Origin of the sequence: Nonomuraea sp. NPDC049141 (genome assembly GCF_040648415.1) — a bacterium.
Lineage (GTDB): Bacteria > Actinomycetota > Actinomycetes > Streptosporangiales > Streptosporangiaceae > Nonomuraea.
The window spans coordinates 413,141-438,540 of sequence record NZ_JBEZDR010000010.1 but is presented as its reverse complement, the minus strand read 5'-3'; the positions used below and the strand labels follow the sequence as shown (position 1 = coordinate 438,540).

Here is a 25,400-nt window from a genome sequence, read left to right as displayed (position 1 = left end):
CACCTCTGGTGAGGGGGTCATGCCTGAGCGGTCCACTCCAGGACGCCGGTCGAGAAGCCGCTCCTCGACGTGATGCTGAGCCGGAGCCTGGTCGTCGAGACCGCCGGGAACGTCGTGGTGTTGAAGGTGTTGGCCGCCACCCCGCAGGCCGACTGTCCCGGCACGTCCACGTACGCGCTGCCGTTCCAGTACTGGACCTTGCAGGAGGTCGGCAGGTCGATGCCCTGGTCGTCGTCGAACCAGTAGACCCCGACCCGGCCGACGGTCTGCGCGGACGGCCATTGGTATTCCAGCCACTCGGTGCCCTGGTGGTTCCAGTTGCCGTAGGCGCCGTGGCTGTGGTCGGCCGAGTTCGCCGGGGTGAAGCCGTCCTTGATCGCGCCGAGGGTCTCCCACGGCGAGACGTACGAGGTGGACGCCGTCGCGCTCAGCGCCAGGTTCGAGCTGGTGGGACCGGTCGTCTGCACGACCTTCTGCATGGTGCCGTCGGCGTTCCAGTAGAGCTTGTCCAGGGTGACGGAACGGCGGAAGTTGCCACCGCCGGGGCTGTTGGCGTTGTGGTAGACCATGTACCACTGGCCCTTGAACTCGATGATCGCCGGGTGGTTGGTGGTCGAGGTGACCTGGTCGAGCACCACGCCCCGGTGGGTCCACGGCCCCAGCGGGTTGCTCGCGGTGGCGTAGCGGATGCATGCGTAGCCGGGCGCGGAGCAGGCCGAGTCGTTGGCGGAGTAGGCGAGATAGTAGGTGCCGTTGCGCTTGAACATCCAGGGGGCCTCCCAGAAGTTCGACACGCCGCTCGGGGTGACCACCCCTCCGTCGAGGTTGATCATGTCGGGCTTGAGCTTGGCGGCGCGCAGGCCGTAGTAGGAGCCCCAGTAGATGTAGGCCTGGCCGTCGTCGTCGGTGAAGACGGTCGGGTCGATGTTGAGCGGGGAGGAGTTCGGGGTGCTGTCGCTGATCAGCGGGCCGCCCTTGGCGTCGTGGAAGGGGCCGAGCGGGCTGTCGCCGACCGCCACGCCGATGTCCATCCAGCCGGCGCCGTTTCCGTTGACGGGGGCGTACCAGTAGTACTTGCCGTTGCGCGGCTCGACCTCGCCCGCCCACGCGTCGGCGCCCGCCCACGGGAAATCTGAAAGTTTCAGCTTCGCGCCCTGGTCCGTCCAGGCCGTCGCGTCGCCGGAGGTGAACACGTGCCAGTCGCGCATGACGAAGTTCGTGCCACCGGCGGGGGCCTCGTCGTGGCCCGTGTAGAGGTACATCGTGTCGCCGACCACCAGGGCGGCCGGGTCGGCGGTGTAGATCGAGGTGGTGATCGGCGCGGCGGCGGGCGCCGGAGCTGCGGTGATGAGGACCAGCCCGGCGGCGGCCGCGGCGAGGGTCACGGCTCTCAGGCGTAACATGGCAACGAACTCCCTATTAGAGCTAGCGGTAGCTTGGTTAGCGCTAACATTTTGACTGCCGGATATGCGGCGGTGTCGGGGCGTGTTGAGTGTTAGCGATACCACAAAGATCGTCAAGGCCTAATGTTTGCGCTCGATGCTCTTGCGGCTAAGCGATAGGTTGCTATCGTTTCTTGTCAGGGCACTTCATGACGACTGGTCATTCCTGGGGGTTGTATGAGCGACATCTCGACGCTGCCTCTGTACATGCGGCGAGCGCAGTTCGATCCCGTTCCCGAGCTGGCGGAGGTGCGGGAGAAGGAAGGGATCACCCGCGTCACCACCTCCTTCGGCATCGAAGCCTGGATGGTGACCCGCTACGCCGACTCGCGTGCGGTACTGGGCGACGCCGAGCGGTTCAGCAGCGCCCGTCAGACCTTCTTCCAGCCGCCCGGCGCGTCGGAGGAGGAGATCGCCGCGCTCCGCGCCGGCAACCTGCTCGCCTTCGACCCGCCCGAGCACACCCGGCTGCGCCGGTTCCTGACGCCGGAGTTCACCATCCGGCGGATGCGGCGGCTGGAACCGCGGATCAAGGACATCGTCGAGCAGCACCTCGACGCCATGGAACAGGCCGGCTCGCCCGTCGACCTGGTGCAGTCGTTCGCGCTGCCGATCCCGTCGCTGGTGATCTGCGAGCTGCTGGGCGTGCCGTACGAGGACCGCGCGGACTTCCAGCGCAGGACCGGCCGGCTGCTCGACGTGTCGCTGCCCATGGAGGAGCGTTTCAAGCTGCAGCTGGAGTCGCGCGCGTACATGACCGAGCTGGTCACCCGCATCCAGGCCGACCCCGGCGAGGAACTGCTGGGCATGCTGGTGCGCGAGCACGGCGACGACCTGACGACGAACGAGCTGATCGGCATCGGCAACCTCCTCCTGATCGCCGGGCACGAGACCACCTCCAACATGCTCGGCCTGGGCACGCTGGCCCTGCTCCGGCAGCCGGACCAGCTCGACCTGCTCCTGAAGGAGCCCGAGCGGATCGACGCCGCCGTGGAGGAGCTGATGCGCTGGCTCAGCATCCTGCACGCCAGCCTCGCCCGGGTGTGCACCACGGAGACCGAGATAGCCGGTCAGACGATCAAGCCCGGCGAGGTGGTGGTCTGCTCGCTGCCCCTCGCCAACCGCGACCCGGCCTTCATGGAGGAGGCCGAGGGGCTGGACATCACCCGCGGCGCGCCCGGCCACCTCGCCTTCGGCCACGGCGTGCATCACTGCCTGGGCGCGCCGCTGGCCCGGATGGAGATGCGGATCGCCTTCCCCGCCCTGTTCCAGCGCTTCCCCACGCTGCGTGCCGTCACGCCCGTCGCGGACTTCCGCTCCTTCCACCTCGTGTACGGCGTGGCGTCACTCGAGGTGGCCTGGTAACGCTGCCATGGAGTGACCGCGTGGATGCTGCTAGCGTTCGGCGTGTGCCAGAGCAGCGACGTCGTGCGGACGCACTGCGTAACTCCGACAGGATCGTCAGGGCGGCGATCACGGCCCTGCACGAGTCGGGCACGGCCGTCCCGCTGGAGGAGATCGCCCGCCGCGCCGGGGTCGGCATCGCCACCGTCTACCGGCGCTTCGGCGACCGCGACGGCGTGATCAGGGCGTCCTTCGAGACCTACTTCGCCGAGGAGATCGAGCCGGTCGTCCAGGCCGCCCGCGTGGCCGCCGACCCCAGACAGGGGCTGGCCGACGCGCTGGCGGCCACGGTCGGCACGCTGGCCGGCCACCGGTCGCTCCTGTCCGCGGCGAAGGAGGCCGGGGCGTTCACGATCGGTATCGCCGAGCGGTTCATGGGACCGCTCGGCGATGTGCTGGCCACCGCGCGGGAGCGCGGGCTGGTCCGCGACGATCTGCAGGTCCGCGACCTGGCCGCGATCGTGGTGATGGTGATGGCGACGACCGTCCACCGAGGGGCCGACGACGGCGCCGACCAGCAGCGCTACCTGGCGCTGCTCCTCGACGGCACCCGCCCGTCGGACGTGCCGCTCCCCCACCCCTCCGCCGTCTCCCTGTTTCCCCCCGAGGCGTTTCCCTCCGAGACGTTTTCCCCCGAGACGACGGACCGCTGCCCGGCGAAGGGCGCCACGCGGCACCGCCGCGCCTGAGCCGATGCTCAGGTGCTCGCCCGTACGGTCAGGCGCGGGACCAGCAGGGTCGCGGCCGGCACCGTGCGGCCCGCCAGTTTCTCCATCAGCAGCCCGACCGCCTCCCTGCCGACCTCCTCGGCCGGGATCAGCACCGAGGTGAGCCGGGCGGGCTCGGCGATGTCGTCGGGGCAGATCGCCACCACCGCGAGGTCCTGCGGCACCTTGCGCCCCAGTTGCCGCAGCGAGCTCAGCACGTGGTTGACGGCCGCCTCGTTGTGCACGACCAGCCCCGACAGGCCGGGCCGGGCCGCCAGCAGTCCGCTCACGGTGGCGTGCACCTCCTCGAAGGTCTCCTCGCACGGCAGCGCCGTGCCGTCGAGCCCGTGCTCGGCCAGGGCGGCGGTGAAGCCTTCGAGCGTGCGGCGGGCGAACCCGGTCCCCCGCTCGTAGACCACCGACGGCGCGCCGAGCAGGGCCACCTCGTGGTGCCCGCGCTCGGCCAGGTGCGCCACGCACAGCTCCCCGGCGGCGGCGAAGTCGAGGTCCACGCAGGTCACCCCGGCGGAGTCGGCGGGGAAGCCGATCAGCACGCTGGGCTCGGCGAGCCGGCGCAGCAGCGGCACCCTGGGGTCGTCGAGTTCGACGTCCATCAGCACCAGGCCGTCGACCAGCGCGCTGGCCGCGGCCCTGCGCAGCCCGTCGAGGCCCTCGTCGGCGGTCAGGAGCAGCACGTCGTGGTCGAAGTGGCGAGCCGCGGTGACCACCGAGGTAGCGAAGCGCATCAGCACCGGCACGTGCATCCCGGCCCGCAGCGGCAGCACCAGCGCGATCACGTTGGCCCGCTTGCTGGCCAGCGCCCTGGCGCCGGCGTGGGGGTGGTAGCCGAGGGTCCGCACGCTGTCGAGCACCCGCCGCCGGGTGCCCGCCGAGATCGCCCGCTTGCCGCTGAGCACGTAGGACACCGTGCTCACCGCGACGCCCGCGTGCCGGGCGACCTCGACGATGGTGACCGCCCTGCCGGTCGCGTGCCCGCCCTCGCCGGGCCCACCTGCCGAGCCGTCCGCCCCGTGACCGCCTGGCACGTGGCCGTCCGCCCCGTGACCTGGCACGTGGCCGTCCGCCGGGTGACCGTCCGTCATGTAGCCGCCCGTCCGGTGCCGGCGCGGCCTCTGCCCATGCGCCCCCTGCCTGCTCGTCCCCGGTCGGCGCGTGCGGCGCCGGTCGTTCTGAGGCCCGCCCGTCCGGTGCCGGTCAGCTCCAGACGGCCCAGCGTGATGCCCACGTTCTCGAACACGACATAAAGATCGTGCACCCCCGAGGCTTCCGCAAGCTCGGCCGAGGTGGCCGCCGGCGCGTAGCGCCCGGCCGGGGGCACCGGGATCGCGCCCAGCGTGGGGCCGTGCAGGAGGTCGTCCAGCCGGAGCGTGACGACGCCGCCCTCGGTGCTCGCGGCCTCGATCAGGCACGCGGCGGCCCCGGTGAGCTCGACGTCGCGGAACAGGATCCACGCCCCCTCGGCCTCGGACCGCACGGCGTCGCCCGCCACCTTGGCCGCGTCGACGAAGGCGACCGCGTCGTAGGCGTCGTGGTCCGCCGCGGGCAGAGCGCCCCTCCTGGGCGGGATGGTCTCGCCCTCGACGTGGAAGGCCGCGCTCAGCCGCAGGTCGGTCGCGCTGCGGCCGACCATGAGCTGGTGCGGCGCGTCCTCGACGGCGAACCTGCCGCGGGTGACGTCCCAGAAGGCCAGGTCCCGTACGGGGAAGGTGAGCGTGACGGTACGGCTCTCACCGGCCGCCAGGCGGGCCCGCTCGAAGCCCCGCAGCCGGCGCAGCGGCTGCTTGACCCGGGAGCGCCGCTGATGCGTGTAGAACTGCACGACCTCGGAGCCGGGGCGCGAGCCGGTGTTCGTGACCGTGACCGTGGCGGTGACGCTCTCGCCGTCGACGGCGACGGTCAGGCCGGAGTAGTCGAACGTCGTGTAGCTGAGGCCGTGGCCGAACGGGTACAGCGGGGTGCCCCGGTAATAGAGATAGGTGGCGTCCGTGGCGATGACGTCGTAGTCGAGCAGGTCGGGCAGCTCGCTGGCCGAGCGGTACCAGGTCTGGGTGAGCCGCCCTTCCGGGTCGGCGTCGCCGAACAGCACGTCGGCCAGCGCGTGGCCGTACTCCTGGCCGCCGTGGGCGGACCACAGCACCGCGGGCACGTCCGGGTCCGTCCAGGTGACGGGGTAGCCACTGGTGATCACCATGACCGTGCGCGGGTTGGCCGCCCGTACCGCCCGGACGACCGCGTCCTGGGCCGGGGCCAGGGCCAGGTCCGCACGGTCCTCGGTCTCGCGGCCGTTGACCAGCGGGTGGTCCCCCACCACCACGACCGCCACGTCCACGGTGGCCGCCAGCCGGGCGGCCGCCGCGGCGCCGCTCTCGACGACGTCCACGGTCAGCCAGGTGGCGGCGTCGGCGTCGTCCACCAGCCGGAAGACCCCGTCGGAGGCCAGGCCGATATAGCGGCCCGTGGAGATGTGGCGCAGGACGACGGCGCCGCGGGTGCGCTGTTCCAGCCGGAACGTCTGGCGCACCTCCCAGCCGTTGGGGCCCGGCTGGTCGTTGACCAGCACGCCGTCGTCGTCCACGGACAGGAAGCGGCCGGTCGCGACCGCGCGGAACGCGAAGGACCCGCCGCCCCAGTCGAACAGGTCGAACCGGCCGCCCGGCGTGCCGATGCCCAGGGGGCCGCCGTCGAGGCCGGCCACCACCGGGCCCGCGTCGGCGGTGAGTGTGACGCGGTCGACGGCCTCGCAGAAGATCGTCTCGCCGCGTTCGGCCAGACCGGCGCGGGCGGTCACCTCGTACGGCAGCGTGCCGCTGTACCAGTCCTCCATCAGGGTGTCGCCGAGCTGGCCGATCACCGCGATCCGGGCCGGGGTCCCCAGGGGCAGCAGGCCGTCGTTCTTCAGGAGCACGATCGAGCCGCGGGCCGCCCGCCGGGCCAGAGCCTGGTGTTCGGGGCAGTTGACGACCGCCTCGGTGATGTCGTCGTACGGCGTGGCGGGGTCGAACTCGCCGAGCCGGAAGCGGATCGACAGCGTGTGCCGCACGGCGGTGTCGATGTCGGCCTCGGTCAGCAGGCCGCGCTCCAGCGCCGCGCGCAGGTGGCCGAGGGTGGCCTCGGCGCGGTCGTCGTCCTGGGTGAAGCTGTCGAGCCCGGCCCGTACGGCATGCGCGTACGCCTCGGCGGGGTCGTCGTAGTAGCCCTGCAGCCCGGTGAGGTTGCCGGGGGCGTAGGCGTCGCTGACCACGAGCAGGTCGTCCGGCGCCCAGGCCCGCAGCACCTGCTCGATCAGCGGGCTGAGGTGCGCCGGGCGGCCGTTGACCAGGTTGTAGGAGGGCATGATCGCGACGGCGGCACCGCTCTCCAGGGCCGGCCGGTAGGCGGGCAGCTCGTACTCGTGCAGCACCCGCGGCGGCAGGTTGCTGGAGGTGACGCAGCGGTAGGTCTCGTTGTTGTAGCCGAGGAAGTGCTTGAGGGTGGGCGCGGTCCGCATCACGGGAGCGCTCCCACGCAGTCCGTGCGCGTAGGCCGTGGCCATGACCCCGGTCAGCAGCGGATCTTCGGAGTAGCCCTCCTCGTTGCGGCCCCAGCGGGGATCGCGCAGCAGGTTGACCACGGGGGCCCACACATTGCGCCCGGCGCCCGACGGGTCCTTGTGGTGGAAGGCCAGGACCTCCTCGCCCGCGGCCTCCCCCACCCTGCGCACCAGCTCCGGGTCCCAGGTCGAGGCCAGCCCCACGGCCTGCGGGAACACCGTCGCCGGACCCAGCCAGGCCAGGCCGTGCAGGGCCTCGGTGCCGGTGCGGAAGGCGCCCACGCCGAGCCGTTCGACCGGCGCCTGGTACTGGTGGAGCAGTCCGAGCTTCTCGGTCACGGTCAGCCGGGCCTGCAGATCGGCGATCCGCTCGGCGAGGGGGAGGTCCGGGTCGCGGAACGGTTCGTTCATGGAGCCATCCTCTGAGAGCGTCGAAACGCTTCGACTAGCGGGCGGGAGCGCGCCTCTGTCGAAGCGCTTCGATAGCCGGTCCAGAAAAACCCCGCCCGGTTACACGAGTGTTTCGGAACGGAGTTCTTCTGAAGGGTGCACGCGTCCGCGAGCGGGGTCAAGAGATTCGCGGCAATCTTCCTGAATCGACGGAGTCGAGCACCCGGGCCGCCCCGCCGAGCGCGGCCGCGTCATAGCCGAGGGACGACATCACCACCTGGCAGCCACCGGCCTCCGGTGCGATCGTGCGCTCGCGTACCTCGGTCTGGACCGCGGGCAGCAGCCAGGGCGCCAGCGGCACGTAGTAGCCCCCGAGGATCACCACCTGGGGGTTGAGCAGGTTGGCCAGGATGGCCACCCCGCGGCCGAGGTCGCGGCCCACGTCGGCGAGCAGGGCGAGGGTGCGGGCGTCGCCCGCGCGGGCCCGCCGGACGACCTCCTCGATCTCCAGCTCCACCTCGACCGGCGAGGGCGAGGCGTGCTCCAGCACCGCGCCGATGCCGGCCACCGCTTCGAGGCAGCCGATCCGGCCGCAGCGGCACTCCGGGCCCTGCGGGTCGATCTGGATGTGGCCGATCTCGCCGCTGTAGCCGCGACCGCCGCGCCGCAGCCGCCCGTCGAGGATGACCCCGGCGCCCACGCCCATCTCACCGGTGAGGTAGACCAGGTCGGAGACCGCCCCATGGGGGCCGAACCGGTGCTCGGCCAGGGCGCCGAGGTTGGCGTCGTTGTCGGCCTGGATGGGGAAGCCGGGATCGCGCAGCGCCTTGGCGAGGTCGCCGCTCACGTCGGTGTCGAGCCAGCCGAGGTTGGGCGCCACCCGTACGACGCCCTGTCCGTCGACCAGGCCGGGCACGGCCACGGTCAGGCCGAGGATCTGCTTGTCCTCCTTGGCCATGCGGTTGACCACCCGCCGGACGATCGCGGCGACGGCGGCCACGGAGCCGGGGAAGGCGCGCCGCCAGGACAGCAGCCGCTCCCCCGCCAGGTCGACGGCGACGGCCGTCACGTAGTCGACGTTGATCTCCAGCCCGATCGCCGCGTACGGCGAGCCGTCCAGCACCAGCATCGTGGCCGGCCTCCCCACCCGGTTCTCGGTCAGGCCGGTCTCCCGGACGAGCCGGCGGTCGATCAGGTCGGCCACCAGGCTCGACACGGTCGCCTTGTTCAGGCCGGTGGAGGCCGCGATGTCGGCCCGGGAGCAGGGCGCGTGCTCGCGGACGAAGCGCAGCACGACGGCCAGGTTGGTGGCCCGCACATCGGCGAAGTCGGCCGGCTGCGGGTCGGTCGATGAGGTGATCACAGTCAGTCCCGTCCGTCAGGCCGTCGCGGGCGGTCATGCCGCGCTACCAGTGTGCGCCGTTCCCGGGTGTTCCCACGCCATCGGCGAGAGCCGGGCGGGCCCTCGTGGGCGGCGGCAGCTCCCCGGAGGGAGCCGGCAGGGAATCTCATCTCACTCCCGACATCAATCTGTGACCGGCGGCACACCTTGTGGTGAGCGTGGCCTCGGGTTTAGTTTGTTTGGTCATTAGACGAACTAATTCTAGCCCGTAGGCATCCGGTTCCGACACCCCTCATCCTGCTCCGACGAACGAAGGGAGCCGTCATGACACCGTCGATGACTCGCCGTGGATTTCTCGGCCTGGCCGGTCTCACCACACTCGCCGCCTGCTCCGCCCCGACCGGGACCAGGCCCGGCTCGAGCGGCGCGACCGCGGCGGCCGCCGACAAGCTGACCAAACTGGCGCCGGCCTACATCGAGTTCGCCGGTGTCAAGCCCGACCTGGCCGGTACGGTCTCCAACCTGCCGGGTGTGCCCGGCATCGCCGGCGGCTTCACCACCTACCCGGCCAGCCCCACCGCGGCGCTCACCCAGAAGGCGGGCAAGGGCGGCAGCTACAAGGCGATGACCCCGCTGTGGGGGCCGCCGCCGCCCGGACTGGCGAGCAACTCCTACTTCCAGGCGGTCAACGCCGACATCGGCGCGACGCTCGAGTTCCAGATCGCCGACGGCAACACCTACGCCGACAAGGCGATCGCCCGGCTGGCCTCCGGCGACCTGCCGGACATCTTCGCCCTCCCGAACTGGGACATCGACAAGATGGCGGACTTCAACACCGCCGTGGACAAGGCGTTCGAGGACCTCACCCCCTACCTGCAGGGCGACAAGATCAAGCCGTACCCGCTGCTGGCCAATCTGCCGACCGCCTCATGGGAGTGGTCGGTGTGGAACGGCAAGCTGATGGCGGTCCCCTACCCCACCGAGCCCTTCCCGTACGGCCTGCTCTACCGCAAGGACCTGTTCGAGAAGAACGGCTGGAACCAGAACCCCAAGACCGCCGACGAGCTCTACCAGCTCGGCAAGACGATCACCGACCCGAAGGCCAAGCGCTGGGCGTTCGGCGACATCCACGAGATGGCCTGGCCCATCTTCGGGGTCCCGCAGGAGTGGCGCTACGCGGGCGGCAAGCTGGTGAACAAGTACGAGACGCCGGAGTTCGAGGAGATGCTGGCGTGGATGCGCAAGCTCTTCGCCGAGGGGCTCATCCATCCGAACGTCGCCAGCAGCAAGGGCGCCAACGAGAAGGACCTGATCGGCGCGGGCCAGATCACGGTCTACCGGGACGGCGTCGGCGCCTGGAAGGAACTGCTCCAGCAGCACACCGCCAAGAACCCCGACTTCGCGCTGGGCGTCCTCCCGCTGTTCGCGCATGACGGCGGCACGCCGATCATGTACCACAACAACGCGGCGGGCATGTTCACCTTCATCAAGAAGGGGCTGCCGAAGGAGAAGGTGGAGGAGATCCTGTCCATCTTCAACTGGTGCGCCGCGCCGTACGGGACCAAGGAGTACGAGCTCTCCAACTTCGGGATCAAGGACAAGCACTTCACCCTGGACGCCAAGGGCATCCCGCAGAGCACGGACCTGGGCCGCAAGGAGGTCGCCTACACCTACGGCTTCCTGGGCGGCCGCCCCCTCTACGTGGACTGGCCCTTCCCCGAGGCGGCCAAGGCCAACATCGAGTGGCAGAACGCCTCCTTCAAGTACATCGAGAAGACGCCGTTCGACGGGATCAGGATCCAGCGGCCCGCCAAGTACGCGGGTCTGCAGGTGCCGACCGAGGACAAGTTCACCGACATCATGCGTGGCCGCCGGCCGGTCAGCGACGCCAAGCAGATCGCGGCGGAGTGGCGGCGCGACGGCGGCGACGAGGCGCGCGAGTTCTACATGAAGGTCCTGCGGGACAATGGCCGCGCCTGACCACGTCGCGGTCGAGCGTTCCCCGGCCGGAACTCCGGCTTCACCCGGCCGCCCGCGCACCACCCGGACAAGGGCTCAGCAGCGGGCCAAGCACGGCTCGCTGCGGACCCGGTTCCGGCGCGACTGGCAGCTGCTGCTCATGACCGTGCCGGCGATCGGGCTGCTACTGCTGTTCCACTACGTGCCGCTGCTCGGCAACGTGATCGCCTTCCAGGACTACTCCCCCTACGTCGGCATCAAGGACAGCCCGTGGGTGGGGATGTCGAACTTCCAGTGGCTGATGTTCGACGAGAGCTTCTGGGACGCGACGATCAACACGCTGTCGATCACCACGTTCCAGCTCATCTTCTACTTCCCGCTGCCGATCCTGCTGGCCATCCTGCTCGACAGCGTCGTACGTCCCCGCCTGCGGCTGTTCATCCAGGGCATCGTGTACATGCCGCACTTCTTCTCGTGGGTCCTGGTCGTCACCCTGTTCCAGCAGATGTTCGGCGGCGCGGGGCTGCTCGCGCAGATCCTGCGCGACCACGGCTTCTCGGGCCTGGACATCATGACAAATCCGGACACGTTTATGCTGCTGGTCACCGCTGAGACGGTCTGGAAGGACGCGGGCTGGGGGACGATCATCTTCCTGGCGGCGCTGGCGGCCATCAACCCCCACCTCTACGAGGCCGCCGCCGTGGACGGCGCCTCCCGCTGGCGGCGGCTGTGGCACATCACGCTGCCCGGCCTGCGCCCGGTGTTCGTGCTGCTGCTGATCCTGCGGCTGGGCGACGCGCTCAACGTCGGCTTCGAGCAGTTCTTCCTGCAGCGCGACGCCGTCGGCCGGGACGCCGCCGAGGTGCTCGACACGTTCATGTACTGGCGCACACTGCTGACCGGCGAGTGGAGCTACGGCGCCGCGGCCGGCCTGGTCAAGGGCGTGGCCGGGCTGATCCTGATCCTCATAGCCAACAAGGTCGCCCATCGGTTCGGCGAGCAGGGAATCTACAAACGATCATGACTATGCCTGCCTGGGCCGAGCGGCCCACCCGGTTCGGCGCGAGTGTCAAGGGGCTGGTGCTGGCCCTCATCGTGGCCGCCGTGCTGTTCCCGATCTACATGGTCGTGCTGACCAGCCTGTCCACGCAGGAGACGGTGTCGAAGGCGGGTGGCCTGGTCACCGTGCCGGGCGAGCTGTCCTTCGCCGCCTACGAGCAGCTGTTCGCGGGCGGGGTGGTGACCCGGTCGATCGCGGTGAGCCTCGGGGTGACCGTCGTCGGGACCCTGCTCAGCCTGTCGGTCACGGTCCTGGCGGCCTACGGGCTGTCGCGGCCCGGTTCGCTGCTGCACCGGCCGATGCTGTTCCTCGTGCTGCTGACCTTCCTGTTCGGGCCCGGCATGATCCCGAGCTACCTGCTGGTCAGCTCGCTGGGGCTGATCGACTCGTACTGGGCGCTGATCCTGCCGACCGCCGTCACCGCGTTCAACCTGGTCGTCATGCGGGCCTTCTTCATGAACATCCCGGAGGAGGTCACCGACAGCGCGCGGATCGACGGGGCGAGCGAGTTCCGCATCCTGTGGCGGATCGTGCTGCCCATGTCCAAGGGCGTCACGGCGGTGATCGGGCTGTTCTACGCGGTCGGCTACTGGAACGCCTTCTTCAACGCGACCCTCTACCTCAACGACAACACCAAATGGCCGCTGCAGGTGGTGCTGCGGCAGTTCGTCCTGCAGGGGCAGTCGATGTTCGTCGGCCAGACGGGTGACACCGCCGTCGGGGGGCACGCGCTGCCGCCGAGCCTGGCCATCCAGATGGCCATCGTGACGCTGGCGCTGATCCCGGTGCTGGTGATCTACCCGTTCGTGCAGAAGCACTTCACCAAGGGCGTCATCATCGGGGCCGTCAAGGGCTGACCGAGGGAGGGGCGCCGGGGACGGGCCCCTCCCTCTTCGTGTTGTCAGGCGGGCGTGCAGGTGACTGTGGTGGGTGGGTTGTTGGCAGTGGTCCAGCTGCCGTTGAAGCCGAACGTCGTGCTGGCACCGGAGTCCAGCGCGCCGTTGTAGCCGGCGTTGACGACCTTGACGGCGGCGCCGGTCTGGGTGTGGACGCCGTTCCAGAGCTGGGTGATCGTCTGGCCGCTGGGGAAGGTCCAGTTGACCGTCCAGCCGGTGATGGCGACCGTGCCGGAGTTCTTCACCGTCACCCCGGCCGAGAAGCCGCCCTGCCACTGGGTGCCCGGCGCGTAGGTCGCCGCGCACGCCTTGCCCGGAACCGGCGTCGGCGTGGGTGTCGGGGTGGGCGTGGGTGTCGGCGTCGGGGTGGGCGTCGGGGTCGGGGTGGGCGTCGGGGTCGGGGTGGGCATGGGGCCGGTGCGGTCGCCGTAGATGATGCCGCGGCCGTTGGTGCCGAAGTAGACGCGGCCGTAGATACGCGGGTCGCCGGTGAGCGCCTCGCCCATGTTGGCGTACTGGTGCTTGTCGTCGTTGATCCGCACCCACGAGGCGCCCGCGTCGTCGGAGCGGAACAGCCCGTGCACCCCGTCGACCAGGCCGACCAGATAGATCGACAGGTAGGAGGCGCCGGGTGCCGCCTTGCCGAAGCCGACGTTCTCGGCTGCGGTGACGTTGGCGAGCCTGGTGAAGGTGGCGCCGGAGTCGGTCGAGCGCCACAGGCCGTACGTGCCCGCCGGGTCGTACTTGCCGGTCGACGGGGAGCCGCCGGCCAGCCAGATGTGGCCCTCCTTGCCGGGTACGGCCTTGAACTTGACGGTGGCGGCGCCGGTGGGCAGACCGGTGGCGGCGGACTGGGTGAAGGCGGCGCCCGCGTTGGTGCTGACGTAGAACTTGCCGCCGGACCAGCCGTAGAACTTGTTCGGGTTGACCCGGTCGGAGCGCACCTGCGCGGCGGCCGGGATGCCGGTGGAGGCGGTCCACGAGCTGCCCGAGTCGGTCGAGCGGCTCACCGCGCCGCCGGTGGGCGACCACACCGTGGCGCCGGCGTTGGCCGAGATCGCGACGCTGCCGCCCTGGGTGACCCCACCCGGTTCGCTGCTGGCCTGCCACCAGTTGGCGCCACCGTTGGAGGAGAAGCCGAGGCGGGTCACCCCGGCCGTGTCGTTGTCACCGGCGCGGACCATGTTCGACGGGCTGAGCTCGGCGTAGTCCATGCTCCTGGTGGTGACGTGGTTGGGCTGGGTGTACATCATGGGCGGCACGGCGTCGAGGTTGCTGTGCACGAAGCCGCCGATGTCGCCGACCGCCGAGAGCAGCGGCGCCCCGGACGGCGGGCTGATCAGGTCGAGGACGGCGGTCTCCTCCAGCCCCTCGATGAACGGCTTGATGGTGATCTTGCCGCCGGCGACGTCCCACTGCTTAAGGTTGGTGGTGCCGTAGATGGTGGCGCCGGTGCCGTACAGCAGCCGGTTGGAGTCGAACGGGTCGATCTCCATCGCCTCGGTCATCCAGCCGAGCTTGGGGGTGATCTCGGGCGGCTGCGGGTTGCCCATGGCCAGCCACGGATGCGAGGAGACGTCCTGGGTGTAGCGGAAGGTCCGGTTGGGGTAGCCGTTCCAGTCCCAGATCCGCGTCCAGGTGGCGCCGCTGTCGGTGCTGCGGAACATGATGTTGTCCGGCCACCACGACACCTGGCTGGCGACCATGATGGTGCTCGGGTTCTGCCGGTCGATGGTCATGCCGCTGAAGCCGTAGTAGCGGTCGGCGTCGGGGGTCGGGGTGATCTCGGTCCAGGTGCCGGTGGCGGTGGCGTAGCGCCACACCTCGCCGTCCTCGCCCACGTACGGCCCGCCGGTGTTGCCGGTGGCCAGGTAGAGGTAGCCGTTGACGGCGTCGAGCACGCCCTTGTGCGGGATGTAGCCGGTCGGCTGTCCGGCCACCCGGCTCCAGGTGGCGCCGCCGTCGGTGGAGCGGTAGACGTTGTTGTCCTTGTCCGCTACCCCGGCGTAGATCGTCTTGGTGGCGGTGCCCGCCGAGCCGGTGCGCGGGTCGAAGGTGATCCAGGGGATGCCCTGGGTCATCGTGTTGTAGTTGTAGGTGGTGTCGTTCGGGTCCTGGGCGAAGTTGCCGACGTTCGGGAAGCTGGTGACCTTGGCCCAGGTGACGCCGTAGTCGGTGCTCTTCCACAGGCCGTTCTTGTTGGCGGTGCCGTAGAACAGGATGTTGTTCTTGTTCGGGTCGATGACCAGGCGCTCACCCATACCGCGGCCCGGCATGTTGCCGAAGCCCTTGAACGGCAGCTCGGTGGCGGCCCAGGTGGCGCCCCGGTCGGTGGAGCGCAGGATCGCGCCGTTGTTGGGGTCCCAGTCGTTGGTGTACATGCCGGTGGCGACGTAGACCCGGTTCGGGTCGACGGGGTCGGTGGCGACGCTGACGCCGCCGACCCAGTTCCACTTGTCCCAGCCGATCGAGTCGAGCAGCGGCACCCACTTGGTCTTGTCCCAGCGGTAGACGCCGCCGATGTCGGTCCTGGCGTAGATGAGGTCCTTTTCCTTCTGGTTGAAGATGATGCCGGGGACGAAGCCGCCGCCGCCGATCTTCACTCCCTTGAACGCGTACGGATCCGCGGCGACGGCGCCGACCGGCGCCATCCGCACGACCACCATCGTCACGACGACGGCGGCCATCGCGAGCAGGCTGAACAACCTTCTTCGCATGAGCGGTTTCCCTCTCCGGGGCGTGCGGGCCCCACAGCAGCAGATGACCGCCATGCACGACCGGGTACAGGACCCTGCCGTCGCCGTTCCAGCGCGCATGGTATCGAGGCCCCGAAACCTCACTCAGAGGCTCACACAGCCTCCGAGTGAGGTCAATAGTTTGGTTATTAACCAAACTTACTTCGTGAGTGCCAGATCCCTGATCCGCAGGTCGCCCTTGAAGACCACGTAGAGGTCCCGGACCCCGGTGGCTCCGGACAACCTCGCCGACGCCGTGCCGTACTGGTAGATGCCGCCCGTGGCCGGGACCGCGACGGTGGCGAGCAGCGCCCCCGACGGAGAGCCCGAGCGGACCTCGAAGGAGCCGCCGGCCACCGAGGACACGCCGGCGGTGATGCCGGTGAGCCCGCCGCGCAGGTCGGCGCCGGCGAACTTCAGCCAGTCGCCGGCGGACGCCCCGATCGCTTCGCCGCGCTCCTTCGAGGTGTCGACCAGGTCGACGCCGGAGTAGTCGTCGAAGTCGATCGCCCGGGTGCTCCTGGTCAGGTCGCGGGGCGGGATCCGCTCGCCGCTCACCTGGAGCGTCGTGCGCTGCCTGATGGCCGAGGAGGAGGAGCCGACCAGGACGTCGTGGGTGGCCGTCTCCACGGCCCACTTGCCACGGGTGACGTCCCACAGAGCCAGGTCGGCCTTCTTCACGGTCAGCTTCACCGTACGGCTCTCGCCGGGCCGCAGCGAGACACGGGTGAAGCCGCGCAACTGCTTGATCGGCTGGCTCACGCGCGAGCTCTGCTGGTGGGTGTAGAGCTGGACGACCTCGTCACCGGCCCGCGACCCGGTGTTGGTGACCTTGACGGTGACGTCGTAGGAGTCGCCGCGCGGGGTCACCTTCAGGCCCTGGTAGCCGAAGCTGGTGTAGCTGAGGCCGTGGCCGAAGGCGTAGAGCGGGTCACCCCGGTGATAGAGGTAGGTCATCCCGGTCTTGGTGATGTCGTAGTTCAAAATGTCGGGCAGGTCGTCGGACCGGTACCAGGTCTGGGTCAGCCGGCCGCCCGGGTCGCGGTCGCCGAAGAGCACGTCGGCGAGCGCGTGCCCGGTCTCGGCACCGGCGTGGGTGGTCCAGAGCAGGGACGGGGTGTCCACGTTCATCGTGGTGGGGTAGCTGTCCTCCAGGACGACCACGGTGTTGGGGTTGGCCGCCCGTACGGCCTTGATCAGCTCCTGCTGGCCCTGGCCGAGCGCGAGACTGGACCGGTCGTGGTTCTCCCGGCCGTAGACGAACGGGTTGCTGCCGACCACGACCACCGCCGCGTCGGCGCCCTTGGCCGCGGCCGCCGCGGTCTCGGCGCCGCTCTGGACGACCTCCCTGGCGAAGTGCGCCGCGGCGGCCTTCGTCCCGGTGCCGAGCGTGCCGTCCGCGCCGACGGTCACGTAGTGCTCGGGGAAGGGCCACCAGCCCTCGTTGACCTCGTAGCCGACGTACTGGATCAGGTACGTGCCGTCCGCCTGGCGCTCCATCCGGAACTGCTGCTGGACGAACCAGCCGCCCGGTATGTCGGAGTTGGTGACGTACGGCCCGAAGTTGCCGGTCAGCAGCTTGCCGTTGCCCGCGTTGCGCAGGGTCGAGACGTCACCGGTCCAGTCGGTCTGGTCCCAGGTCGAGGCGCCGCCGGGGGCGGTGTCCGACACGACGACGTTCTGGCCCGTGGTGCCGGTCGCGGTCACGTACTTGCCGCTGGCCAGGTCCTTGAGCGCGATCCGGTCCAGCGCGTCGGCGCCGGTCACCGCCGCGTTCGCGCCGAGCCGCTCCTTGATGCCGTCGAGCGGGGTCACCTGGTAGGGCATGGTGCCGCCGTACCAGTCGCTGAACAGGGTGTCCTGCAGCGGCCCGAGCACCGCGACCTTCTTCAGGCCGGGCGAGAGCGGCAGCGTCTTACCGGAGTTCTTGAGCAGGACCATCGCCTTGCCGGCGGTCTCCCTGTTGAGCCGCTGGTTCGCCGCCGAGTTGATCACGTCCTTGGTGATCTTCGCGTACGGCCCGCCGTCCGGGTCGAGCTGGCCGAGCCGGATCCTGATCGACAGCACGTGCCGTACGGCCTGGTCGATGTCGGCCACGGTGATCAGGCCCTGGGAGAGGGCGGCGGTCAGGTTCGCGGTCATGGGGGCGGGGTCGTCGCTGTTGACCGTGAAGCTGTCGAGCCCGGCCTTGAGCGTCGCGGCGACGGCCTCGGGCTTGGTGTCGTAGTAGTGCTCGTACTCCTGGAGCGCGTCGGGCGCCCAGGCGTCGCTCACGTTGTAGAGGTCCTTGTCCGTCCACGAGCGCACGACCTCGTCGAGGTCGGGGTTGACCGTGTTCGGGCGCCCGTTGACCAGGTTGTAGGAGGCCATGACGCCGGTGGCGGCGTCGGCGGAGATGGCCGGCTTGAAGGCGGCCTCGTCGTACTCGTGCTTGACCCGGGGCCGCAGGTTGGAGGAGGTGAGGCCGCGCAGGTACTCGTTGTTGTTGGCCAGGTAGTGCTTGAGCACCGGCGCGGTCTTGAGGTAGACGGGGTCGTCGCCGGACAGGCCCTTGCCGTAGGCGGTGGAGATGGCGCCGGTCAGCAGCGGGTCCTCGGAGTAGCCTTCCTCGTTGCGCCCCCAGCGTGGGTCGCGCAGCAGGTTGACCACCGGCGCCCATACCTGGGTGCCCCACAGGACCGGGTCGATCGCGTTGTAGCCGCGCACCTCGTCGCCCACGGCCGAGCCGACCCGCTTGATCAACTCCGGATCCCAGGTGCTGGCCAGGCCGACGGCCTGTGGGAAGACCGTGCCGCTCGCCAGCTTCTGGTTCCAGGCGTCGTTGTGGTCGTTGGACCAGGCGACGCCGTGCAGGGCCTCGGTCCCGGCCTTGAAGTACGGGATGCCGAGCCTGGGGATCGCCCGCTGCGACTGGTGCAGCAGCGAGATCTTCTCGTCGAGGGTGAGCCGGCCCAGCAGGTCGCCGACGCGCTGGTCGAGCGGCAGGGCCGGGTTCTGGTACGGCAGGACGTCGGCGGCACGCGCGGCGTTGACGGGCGCCCCGCCCATGGTGACCGCCAGTAAGACGGCCGCTAGGACTCGCTTCATTGTGGAAGCTCCTACTTGATGGCGCCGACCGTGATGCCCCGGGTCAGCGTCCGCTGGAAGATGAGGAAGAAGGCGACGGCCGGGACGATGCCGAGCAGCGCCGAGGCGCTGGACATGGTGGCGTCCATGTACTTCTCGCCCTGCAGCACGCCGAGGGCGACGGGGACCGTCTGGGTGTCGTTGGAGACCAGGAAGATGAGCGGAAGGAAGAACTCGTTCCAGGTCCAGATGAAGAAGAAGATCACCAGGACCGACAGCGTGGGCCGGCTGATCGGCACGACGATCCGCCACAGCGCCAGGAACCGCCCCGCGCCGTCCATCCGCGCCGCCTCGAGGATCTCGCGCGGGAACTGGCCGAGCACGGCGCTGAGCAGATAGGTGCCGAAGGCGGCCTGGATGACGGTGAACACGATGATCACCGCCAGTTTGGAGTCGTACAGGCCGGCCGCCTTGGCCAGGTAGTAGAGCGGGTAGGCCAGCGCCTCCTGCGGCAGCGTGTTGGCCACCAGGAACAGCACCAGGATCCAGAGCCGCCCCCGGACCCGGCCGATGCCGAGGGCGTAGGCGTTGAGCACCGACAGCACCACGGCGAGCACGGCGACGGAGCCGCTGATCACGAGGCTGTTCAGCAGCTTCTCGCCGAAGTCGACCCGGGTCCAGAACGCGATGATGCCGTCGAGGTCCAGGCCCTGCGGCGGGCTCAGCGGGCTGCCCGCCGAATACTCGGCGGGCGTCTTGAAGGCGTTGAACGTGACGATGACGAACGGGAACAGCATGACGGCGGCGAGCACCGTCATCGCGGCCAGGATCGGGTAGCGTCTCACGACTCCCGCTCCTGGACCCGCAGGAAGGCGAAGGTCACCACGACGATGATCAGCGCCAGGATGGTGGCGATGGCCGAGCCGTACCCGACGTTGGACTTCTGGAAGAAGTTCAGATACGAGAAGTACGAGGGCACCATCGTGGCGTTGGCCGGCCCGCCCCTGGTGAGCACGAAGATCGGCCCGAACACCTTGAGCGCGGCGATCGTGCAGGTCAGCAGCACGACGAAGATCTCAGGACGGATCTGCGGGATCGTGATGTGCCAGAACCTGCGCCACCACGAGGCCCCGTCGATCTCCGCCGCCTCGTGCAGCGCGGGATCGGCCCGCTGCAACCCGGCCATGAAGATGACGACCGGGTAGCCGAGCTGGAACCACACCATCACCGCCATCACGGTGGCCAGCGCGAAGTCCGGATCGCCGAGCCAGTTGACCTTCAGCCCGAAGATCTGGTTCACCGCGCCGTAGGTCGGGTGCAGCATCCAGCCCCACACCACCCCGGCCACCGCGACGGGCAGCACCTGCGGCAGGTAGTAGGCCGCCCGCAGGGCCGAGGCCGTGCGGGGGCCGAACCTCTTGCCGATGTAGTCGAACAACGCGGCGGCCAGCACCAGGCCGAGCACCGTGGGGATGATCGCCATGGCGACGATCAGCGCCACGTTGTTGGCGAACGACGTCCAGAACCGCTCGTCCCGGAACAACCGGGTGTAGTTGTCCACTCCGATCCAGGTGGGGGTGCCCACCCCTGACCAGCGGGTGAAGCTCGTCGCGACGTTCATCACGAACGGCACGACGATGACCGCGGTGAACAGCACCGCGCTGGGGATCAGGTACGGCCAGTAGCCGCGTGCCGCTCTAGTTGCCAAGGTCCGCGAGGTTCTCGGTGTAGGGCTGGGCGATCTCGTCGAGCACCTTGGCCGGGGGCTTGCTGCCGTTGATGAGGTTCTGGACGCCGGCCACGAGGACGTCGTAGTAGCCGGGGGCGGGCCAGTCGGGGTAGAAGGCCAGCTGGTCCTGCGAGGTCAGCTTGTTGAAGTTGTCGATGAGCTCCTTGCTCTTGGGGTCGGTGATGGCGGCGGCGTCGGCCGCGACCGGGACGCCGCCGGAGTTGCCGAGCAGGTTCTGGATCTCCTTGCTCATCGTGATGTCGATGAAGTCGTAGGCCAGGTCCTTCTGCTTGGACTTCTCGGGGACGACCCAGATGTTGCCGCTGGAGCCGGGGGCGAGCTGGTTGCCGGGCCACAGGAACGAGCCCCACTCGAACTTCTTGATCTCCGTCTGGAACCTGCCGTACCACCAGCTTCCAGACACCATGATCGGGAACTTGCCGCCGATGAACGCGGTGGCCATGTCCTCGGCCTTGATCCCGGCCGAGTCCTTGGCGATGTAGCCCTTCTTCACCCAGTCGGCCATGGTGTCGGCGGCGTAGGTGAACTCGGGACCGTGGAAGTCGACCTTGCCCTTGTAGAGCTCGTAGGAGTCGACCCAGGCCCGGTTGGCCTTGCTCAGCGCGAGCAGGTAGAAGATCTGCTGGGCCGGGTACTCGGCGCCAGCCGTGGAGATCGGCGTGACGCCGGCCTTGGCGAACTTGTCGAGCACGGCCGTGAACTCGTCGAAGGTCGTCGGTACCGTGACGCCGTTCTTCTTGAACAGGTCTTTGTTGTAGTAGACCATCACGTACTCGCCGTAGTTCGGCACCCCGAACCACTTGCCCGAGCCCATGATGCCCCGGTCGTCATATTTGGCGGTGGTCTGCAGGCTGGCGGAGAGCAGCTTGTCCCAGCCGCGCTTCGTCGCCTGCTCCGACAGGTCCGTCAGCAGGCCCTGCTTCGACAGCAGTCCGGCGGTGGCGTTGCCCTTGTTGTACTCCATGATGTCGGGCGCCTCGTCGGAGTTGAGCACCATGCTGGCCGTCTTCTGGATCTGCTCGAAGCCCTTCTCCTCGAACTTCACCGTCACACCGGGATGGGTCGCCTCGAACTTCTTGATCGCCGCCGCCCAGGCCTTGCCCATCGCGCCTTCGGCGCTCTCGTAGTGCCACAGCTTGAGCACGCGCGGCTGGCCGCTCGCGGCGGGCTCCTGCTTGTCCGAGCCGGAGCCGCAGGCCGTCAGGGTCAAGGCCGCGACGGCGAGCGCCGCCGCGGCACTTCTCAGCTTGATCATGGTGTCTCCTGGGAGGTGATGACCGCGCGGACCGGGGCGCCCGCCACGGGGGCGAACTCGACCCCGGCGATCCGCTTCGGCCCGGTGACGGTGACGTGCAGGGTGTCGCCGTCGCGGGTGGCGTCGACGACGGTCTCGCCGTCGAGATCGTGGACTGTGGTACGACTGTCGCCGCCCCCGAAGGCGACAAGCGTGATCTCCGAGGGGACGTCCACGGTGTCCCCAGGCGTGTCCTCGGGCGTTTTCCCGGACACGTCTCCGGGCGTTTTCCCGGACATGTCCCCGGGCGTTTTCCCGGACGCCGTAACCGGGATGAGCGCGCCGTACCGGACGAACAGCGGGATCCGGTCCAGCGGCGCGGAGACGGCACGGTAGCGCCCGCCCTCCAGCACCTCTCCGGTCCAGTAGTCGACCCACCGACCCTCCGGCAGGTACACCTGCCGGGTGCCGTCGGGCGAGGTCATGGGCGCGACCAGCAGGTCGCGGCCGAGCAGATACTCCAGGTCGGCCTGCCAGGCGACGGGGTCGCCCGGATGGTCGACGCACAGTGCCCGCATCATCGGCGCACCGGTCCGCGCCGCCTCCACGGCCGCCGAGTAGAGGTAGGGCATGAGCCGGTACCGCAGCCGCAGCGCGGCCACCGCCTCGGCCTCCACCTCGGGGAACTCCCACGGCTCCCGGCTGGTGGTGCCGTGCAGCCGAAGCAGCGGGGAGAGCGCGCCGAACTGAGTCCAGCGGACATAGAGGTCGTCAGCCGGGCGGCCGGTGAAGCCGCCCGCGTCGTGGCTCCAGAACGGCACGCCCGACAGGCCGTGGGCCAGGCCGCCGCGCAGCGTGCTGCCCATCGCCGGGTAGCTGGTGTAGGTGTCGCCGCCCCACTGGGCCGAGTGCCGCTGGCCGCCCAGGAACGACGAGCGGGCCCAGACCAGGCCGTGCCCGTTGATCTCGCGGGTCACCTCGGCGACGGCGTCGTTGAACAGCAGTGTGTAGACGTTGTGCAGGTCAGTGCCGGTCATGCCGTTGAAGGCCGTCGCGTCGTGCGGCACACCCTCGGCGAAGTCGGTCTTGAACGCCTGGACGCCCTGCTGGAGCAGGGGGCGGAGCAGGCCCTGGAACCACGCGACGGCGGCCGGATTGGTGAAGTCGACGATGCCGCAGGCCGGGTAGGAGCCGTGCCAGCAGTCGGCGACGTACGCCTCGCCGTCCGGATTCTTCAGGAAATATCCGGCTTCGGCGGCGGGGGTGAAGGCCGGGCTCAGGTGGGAGATGTAGGGGTTCATCCAGAGGCAGACCTTGAAGCCCATCCCGTCGAGCTCGTCGAGCATCCCGGCCGGGTCCGGGAAGCGGGCTTCGTCCCAGCGCAGGTCGGACCAGTGGCCGTCGGTCTGCCAGTAGGTGTCCAGGTGCAGCACGTCGCACGGGATGCCGCGCTCGCGGATCTTCCGCGCCCGCGTCATGACCCGCTCCTGGCTGTCCACGAAGAAGCCCGAGGAGATCCAGGTGCCGAACGCCCACTTCGGCGGCAGCGCCGGGCGGCAGGTCAGCCGGTCGTAGCGGTCGAGGATCTCCGGCGGCGTCGGCCCGGCGAGCACGTAGTAGTCGATCAGGTCGTCGGGGACGACGATCTGCACGACGCTGTGCGTGGACTGGCAGACGTCGAACTCCGTCGGCGCCCCACTGTCGACGACGATGCCGTATCCCCTGCTCGACTGGTAGAAGGGCACGTTCTTGTAGGCGCGCTGCGACTCGGCGCCGAAGGCGTCGAAGTTCCACATGACGGGCCGCTGGCCGCGCTTGTTGAGTGGGGTGAACGACTCCCCGAACCCGGCGAACGCCTCGTCGGCCGGTGCGGCGAAGCTCTCGTGGTAGGCCACCGTGACGCCGTCGGCGTGGGAGCGCCCGAACGGCAGCGTGCGCATCCGCCCGCTGATGTCGGTGTGCCCCGGGTCCTGCTCCACCAGCGTGGCACCGGCCGCGTCGGTGAACCGCAGCCGCCACGGGTCCAGGGTGATCTCCGCGCGCAACGAGCCCGCGTCGATGGTCAGCCCGCCGGACCGGGTCTCCACCCGGGCTTGCGCGTACGTGCCCGGGGTCACCAGGGAGATCGCCCGCGCCGAGCGGGTGCGGGCGTCCACGTCCTGGCCGAGCCGGACCCGGATCACCCCCTCGCCCGCCACCCGCACTTGCACGACCAGGCTCTCCTCCGCCGAGGTCACGCCCTTCAGCGTCACCCCCGAGTCGTCCACCGCCACCGGCTCGGCGGCGGTCAACGCGGACAGGCCCTGTTCGCCACGTGTACGGACCGGCAGCTCCGGTGGGTCGGCGACGAAGTACTCGTGCGCGACCAAGGGCGGGCGGTAGGGCATGAAAGCTCCTTCAACTGACCGGCACAGGCTCGCGAGTTAGTTTTCCGTCCCAACGAACAAACGTCAACGGTCGTCCGCCCATTAGTTTAGATGCCAGCCAAACAAAGGAAGAGGTCATGCGATGGCCCGGACTTCGGCGCGCGGCCCGCAGACGCACGGGCGCACGGGCGCACAGGTCCGCAGACCCGCACACCCGCACACCCGCACACCCGCACACCCGCACACCCGCAGGCGACTGGACCACCGCGAGCTGACCACCCAGGCCGCGCTGGACGCATGGGTCCTCGCGCAACGCCCGGGTCCTCACCGTAGGCGCGGGTCCTCACCCCGACGGTGGGTGCTCGACACAGACGCGGGTCCTCGCCGTAGGCGCGGTCAGAGTCTCCGGATGCAGGTGATCGCCGGGTAGGGATCGGGGCCGAAAGGCAGCCCGTACGTGGTGGTCGAGCTCGTCACCGAGTAGTCGGCGGGCCGCCGGCACTCCAGCTCGATGCTGACGTACCCGACGACCTTGCCCCACGCCTTCTTGGCCTTGCAGGACACCTTCTTCAGCCCGCCGACGATGGCGTTCTCGGTGCCGAAGACCGTCTTGCGCTTCTTGGTCTTGGGCGCGGTCAGGCAGGTCGCGAGCTCGTACTGGGGGCCGACCTTCTTGGCGTCCTCGCCCGGACCGACGCACACGTAGGAGCCTTGCCACTTGTAGGCGTAGGACCAGATCTTGCGCGTGCACGCCTTCTTCGTCTTGGTGAAGGACCTGACCCTGCCGGGGCCGTGACCGTCGAAGCAGGCCCGCTCCTCGACGCTGACGACAGGCTCGTCCTCGATGAGCGTGCAGTCACCGACGCGCAGGATCCCACCGCCCTTGCCGACGTCCCCGGGGTGCGGGGCGCGGCGGTTGCGCAGGCAGGCCGTACGCGGCGGCTGCTGGCCGGTCGGGGTGTCCAGCATCCCGTCGGTGTCCTTCGGGCACTCCACCGGGCCGTTGCCCTGGTAGACGAGCTTGGTGATCTGGGCTCCGGCCGTCGAGCAGTCGGCAAGCGCGGGGACCTGGCTGTCCGGCTTGGGCAGGTGAACGTCGAGGCAGAGCCCGGCCGCCCAGGTGGTCGGCTGGGTGGGGGACGGGGGCGGATTCGGCGGGAGCGAGCTCGCGGCGGAGGGCTTGGGCGTGTCCTTGGGCGGGGTGTCAGCGTTACAGGACGGCATGGTCATGACGACCGCCACGAGGGCCGCTACCGTCCATAACCTGCTGCTCACGTCCCGCCACCCCCGCCAGATCGCCGTCGGGGAGATCATCGTCCACGGCCCGCCACCTGACAAGGCGCCGCCGGTGGCTACTCACCCCTTAGTAGGGCGAATCGAACCACCGCGGGCAGCGGTCCGCCGAGTCCGGCGGACGTGACCAGGATGCCTTCCGGCACGGCGTCGGCCTGTACGGGACGGCTGTCCAGGCGGACCGCCGTGGCGGGATCCACCAGTCC

The 25,400-nt window shown here is 69.7% G+C and carries 17 protein-coding genes; 5 read left to right on the top strand and 12 right to left on the bottom strand.

Features of this window, described 5'->3' with window-relative positions; all coding sequences use genetic code 11:
• Positions 1–17 precede the first annotated feature (17 nt).
• The gene (locus AB0B91_RS31045) at positions 18–1,403 is read right to left on the bottom strand and encodes a glycoside hydrolase family 43 protein (RefSeq protein WP_358327048.1); all 1,386 of its coding nucleotides are present in this window, start codon (positions 1,401–1,403) and stop codon (positions 18–20) included.
• 216 nt (positions 1,404–1,619) lie between these two features.
• Between AB0B91_RS31045 and AB0B91_RS31040 the strand changes: the two genes are divergently transcribed.
• Entirely contained in the window at positions 1,620–2,807 is a 1,188-nt protein-coding gene (locus AB0B91_RS31040) for a cytochrome P450 (RefSeq protein WP_358327046.1), read from the top strand.
• Positions 2,808–2,851: 44 nt separating this feature from the next.
• On the top strand, positions 2,852–3,535 hold the full coding sequence (locus AB0B91_RS31035; protein ID WP_358327044.1) for a TetR/AcrR family transcriptional regulator: 684 nt from the start codon (positions 2,852–2,854) through the stop codon (positions 3,533–3,535).
• An 8-nt stretch (positions 3,536–3,543) separates the two neighbouring features.
• On the opposite strand, the gene AB0B91_RS31030 is transcribed toward AB0B91_RS31035, so the two are convergent.
• From AB0B91_RS31030 to AB0B91_RS31020, 3 genes are all read right to left on the bottom strand, one after another.
• Positions 3,544–4,656: a LacI family DNA-binding transcriptional regulator gene (locus AB0B91_RS31030; protein WP_358327043.1), complete on the bottom strand. Its 1,113-nt coding sequence runs from the start codon at positions 4,654–4,656 to the stop codon at positions 3,544–3,546.
• A complete protein-coding gene (locus tag AB0B91_RS31025; protein ID WP_358327041.1) occupies positions 4,653–7,514 on the bottom strand; it encodes a glycoside hydrolase family 3 C-terminal domain-containing protein in 2,862 nt (953 codons plus the stop codon). Before AB0B91_RS31025 ends, AB0B91_RS31030 begins: the two co-directional genes overlap by 4 nt.
• Before the next feature lie 157 nt (positions 7,515–7,671).
• The gene (locus tag AB0B91_RS31020) at positions 7,672–8,856 is read right to left on the bottom strand and encodes an ROK family transcriptional regulator (RefSeq protein ID WP_358327039.1); all 1,185 of its coding nucleotides are present in this window, start codon (positions 8,854–8,856) and stop codon (positions 7,672–7,674) included.
• Between the two features lie 303 nt (positions 8,857–9,159).
• Here AB0B91_RS31020 and AB0B91_RS31015 point away from each other — a divergent pair, with 303 nt between their 5' ends.
• The 3 genes from AB0B91_RS31015 to AB0B91_RS31005 are packed head-to-tail and all read left to right on the top strand — an operon-like array spanning position 9,160 to position 12,711.
• Complete coding sequence (locus AB0B91_RS31015) at positions 9,160–10,815, top strand: extracellular solute-binding protein (protein ID WP_358327037.1); 1,656 nt, start codon at positions 9,160–9,162, stop codon at positions 10,813–10,815.
• Positions 10,802–11,818, top strand: a complete 1,017-nt coding sequence (locus tag AB0B91_RS31010) for an ABC transporter permease subunit (protein WP_358327035.1) — start codon at positions 10,802–10,804, stop codon at positions 11,816–11,818. The genes AB0B91_RS31015 and AB0B91_RS31010 overlap by 14 nt, the downstream gene beginning before the upstream one ends.
• A 2-nt stretch (positions 11,819–11,820) precedes the next feature.
• Positions 11,821–12,711, top strand: a complete 891-nt coding sequence (locus AB0B91_RS31005) for a carbohydrate ABC transporter permease (RefSeq protein ID WP_358327033.1) — start codon at positions 11,821–11,823, stop codon at positions 12,709–12,711.
• Positions 12,712–12,755: 44 nt separating this feature from the next.
• Here AB0B91_RS31005 and AB0B91_RS31000 read toward each other — a convergent pair whose 3' ends face one another.
• From AB0B91_RS31000 to AB0B91_RS30965, 8 genes are all read right to left on the bottom strand, one after another.
• Positions 12,756–15,467 (bottom strand): cellulose binding domain-containing protein, encoded by a 2,712-nt coding sequence (locus tag AB0B91_RS31000; RefSeq protein WP_358327031.1) that lies wholly within the window; start codon positions 15,465–15,467, stop codon positions 12,756–12,758.
• Between the two features lie 177 nt (positions 15,468–15,644).
• A complete protein-coding gene (locus AB0B91_RS30995) occupies positions 15,645–18,572 on the bottom strand; it encodes a glycoside hydrolase family 3 C-terminal domain-containing protein (protein WP_358327029.1) in 2,928 nt (975 codons plus the stop codon).
• A gap of 11 nt (positions 18,573–18,583) precedes the next feature.
• On the bottom strand, positions 18,584–19,396 hold the full coding sequence (locus tag AB0B91_RS30990; RefSeq protein ID WP_358327027.1) for a carbohydrate ABC transporter permease: 813 nt from the start codon (positions 19,394–19,396) through the stop codon (positions 18,584–18,586).
• Positions 19,393–20,259 carry a sugar ABC transporter permease gene (locus tag AB0B91_RS30985; protein WP_358327025.1) on the bottom strand — a complete coding sequence of 289 codons (867 nt, stop codon included), beginning with the start codon at positions 20,257–20,259 and terminating at the stop codon, positions 19,393–19,395. The genes AB0B91_RS30990 and AB0B91_RS30985 overlap by 4 nt, the downstream gene beginning before the upstream one ends.
• Positions 20,249–21,556, bottom strand: coding sequence for an extracellular solute-binding protein (locus AB0B91_RS30980; protein ID WP_358327023.1), 1,308 nt, complete (start codon positions 21,554–21,556; stop codon positions 20,249–20,251). The genes AB0B91_RS30985 and AB0B91_RS30980 overlap by 11 nt, the downstream gene beginning before the upstream one ends.
• A complete protein-coding gene (locus tag AB0B91_RS30975) occupies positions 21,553–23,922 on the bottom strand; it encodes a TIM-barrel domain-containing protein (RefSeq protein ID WP_358327022.1) in 2,370 nt (789 codons plus the stop codon). Before AB0B91_RS30975 ends, AB0B91_RS30980 begins: the two co-directional genes overlap by 4 nt.
• A 375-nt stretch (positions 23,923–24,297) precedes the next feature.
• Positions 24,298–25,176 (bottom strand): hypothetical protein, encoded by an 879-nt coding sequence (locus AB0B91_RS30970; protein WP_358327020.1) that lies wholly within the window; start codon positions 25,174–25,176, stop codon positions 24,298–24,300.
• Between the two features lie 77 nt (positions 25,177–25,253).
• On the bottom strand, positions 25,254–25,394 hold the full coding sequence (locus AB0B91_RS30965; protein WP_358327018.1) for a hypothetical protein: 141 nt from the start codon (positions 25,392–25,394) through the stop codon (positions 25,254–25,256).
• Positions 25,395–25,400: the final 6 nt, after the last annotated feature.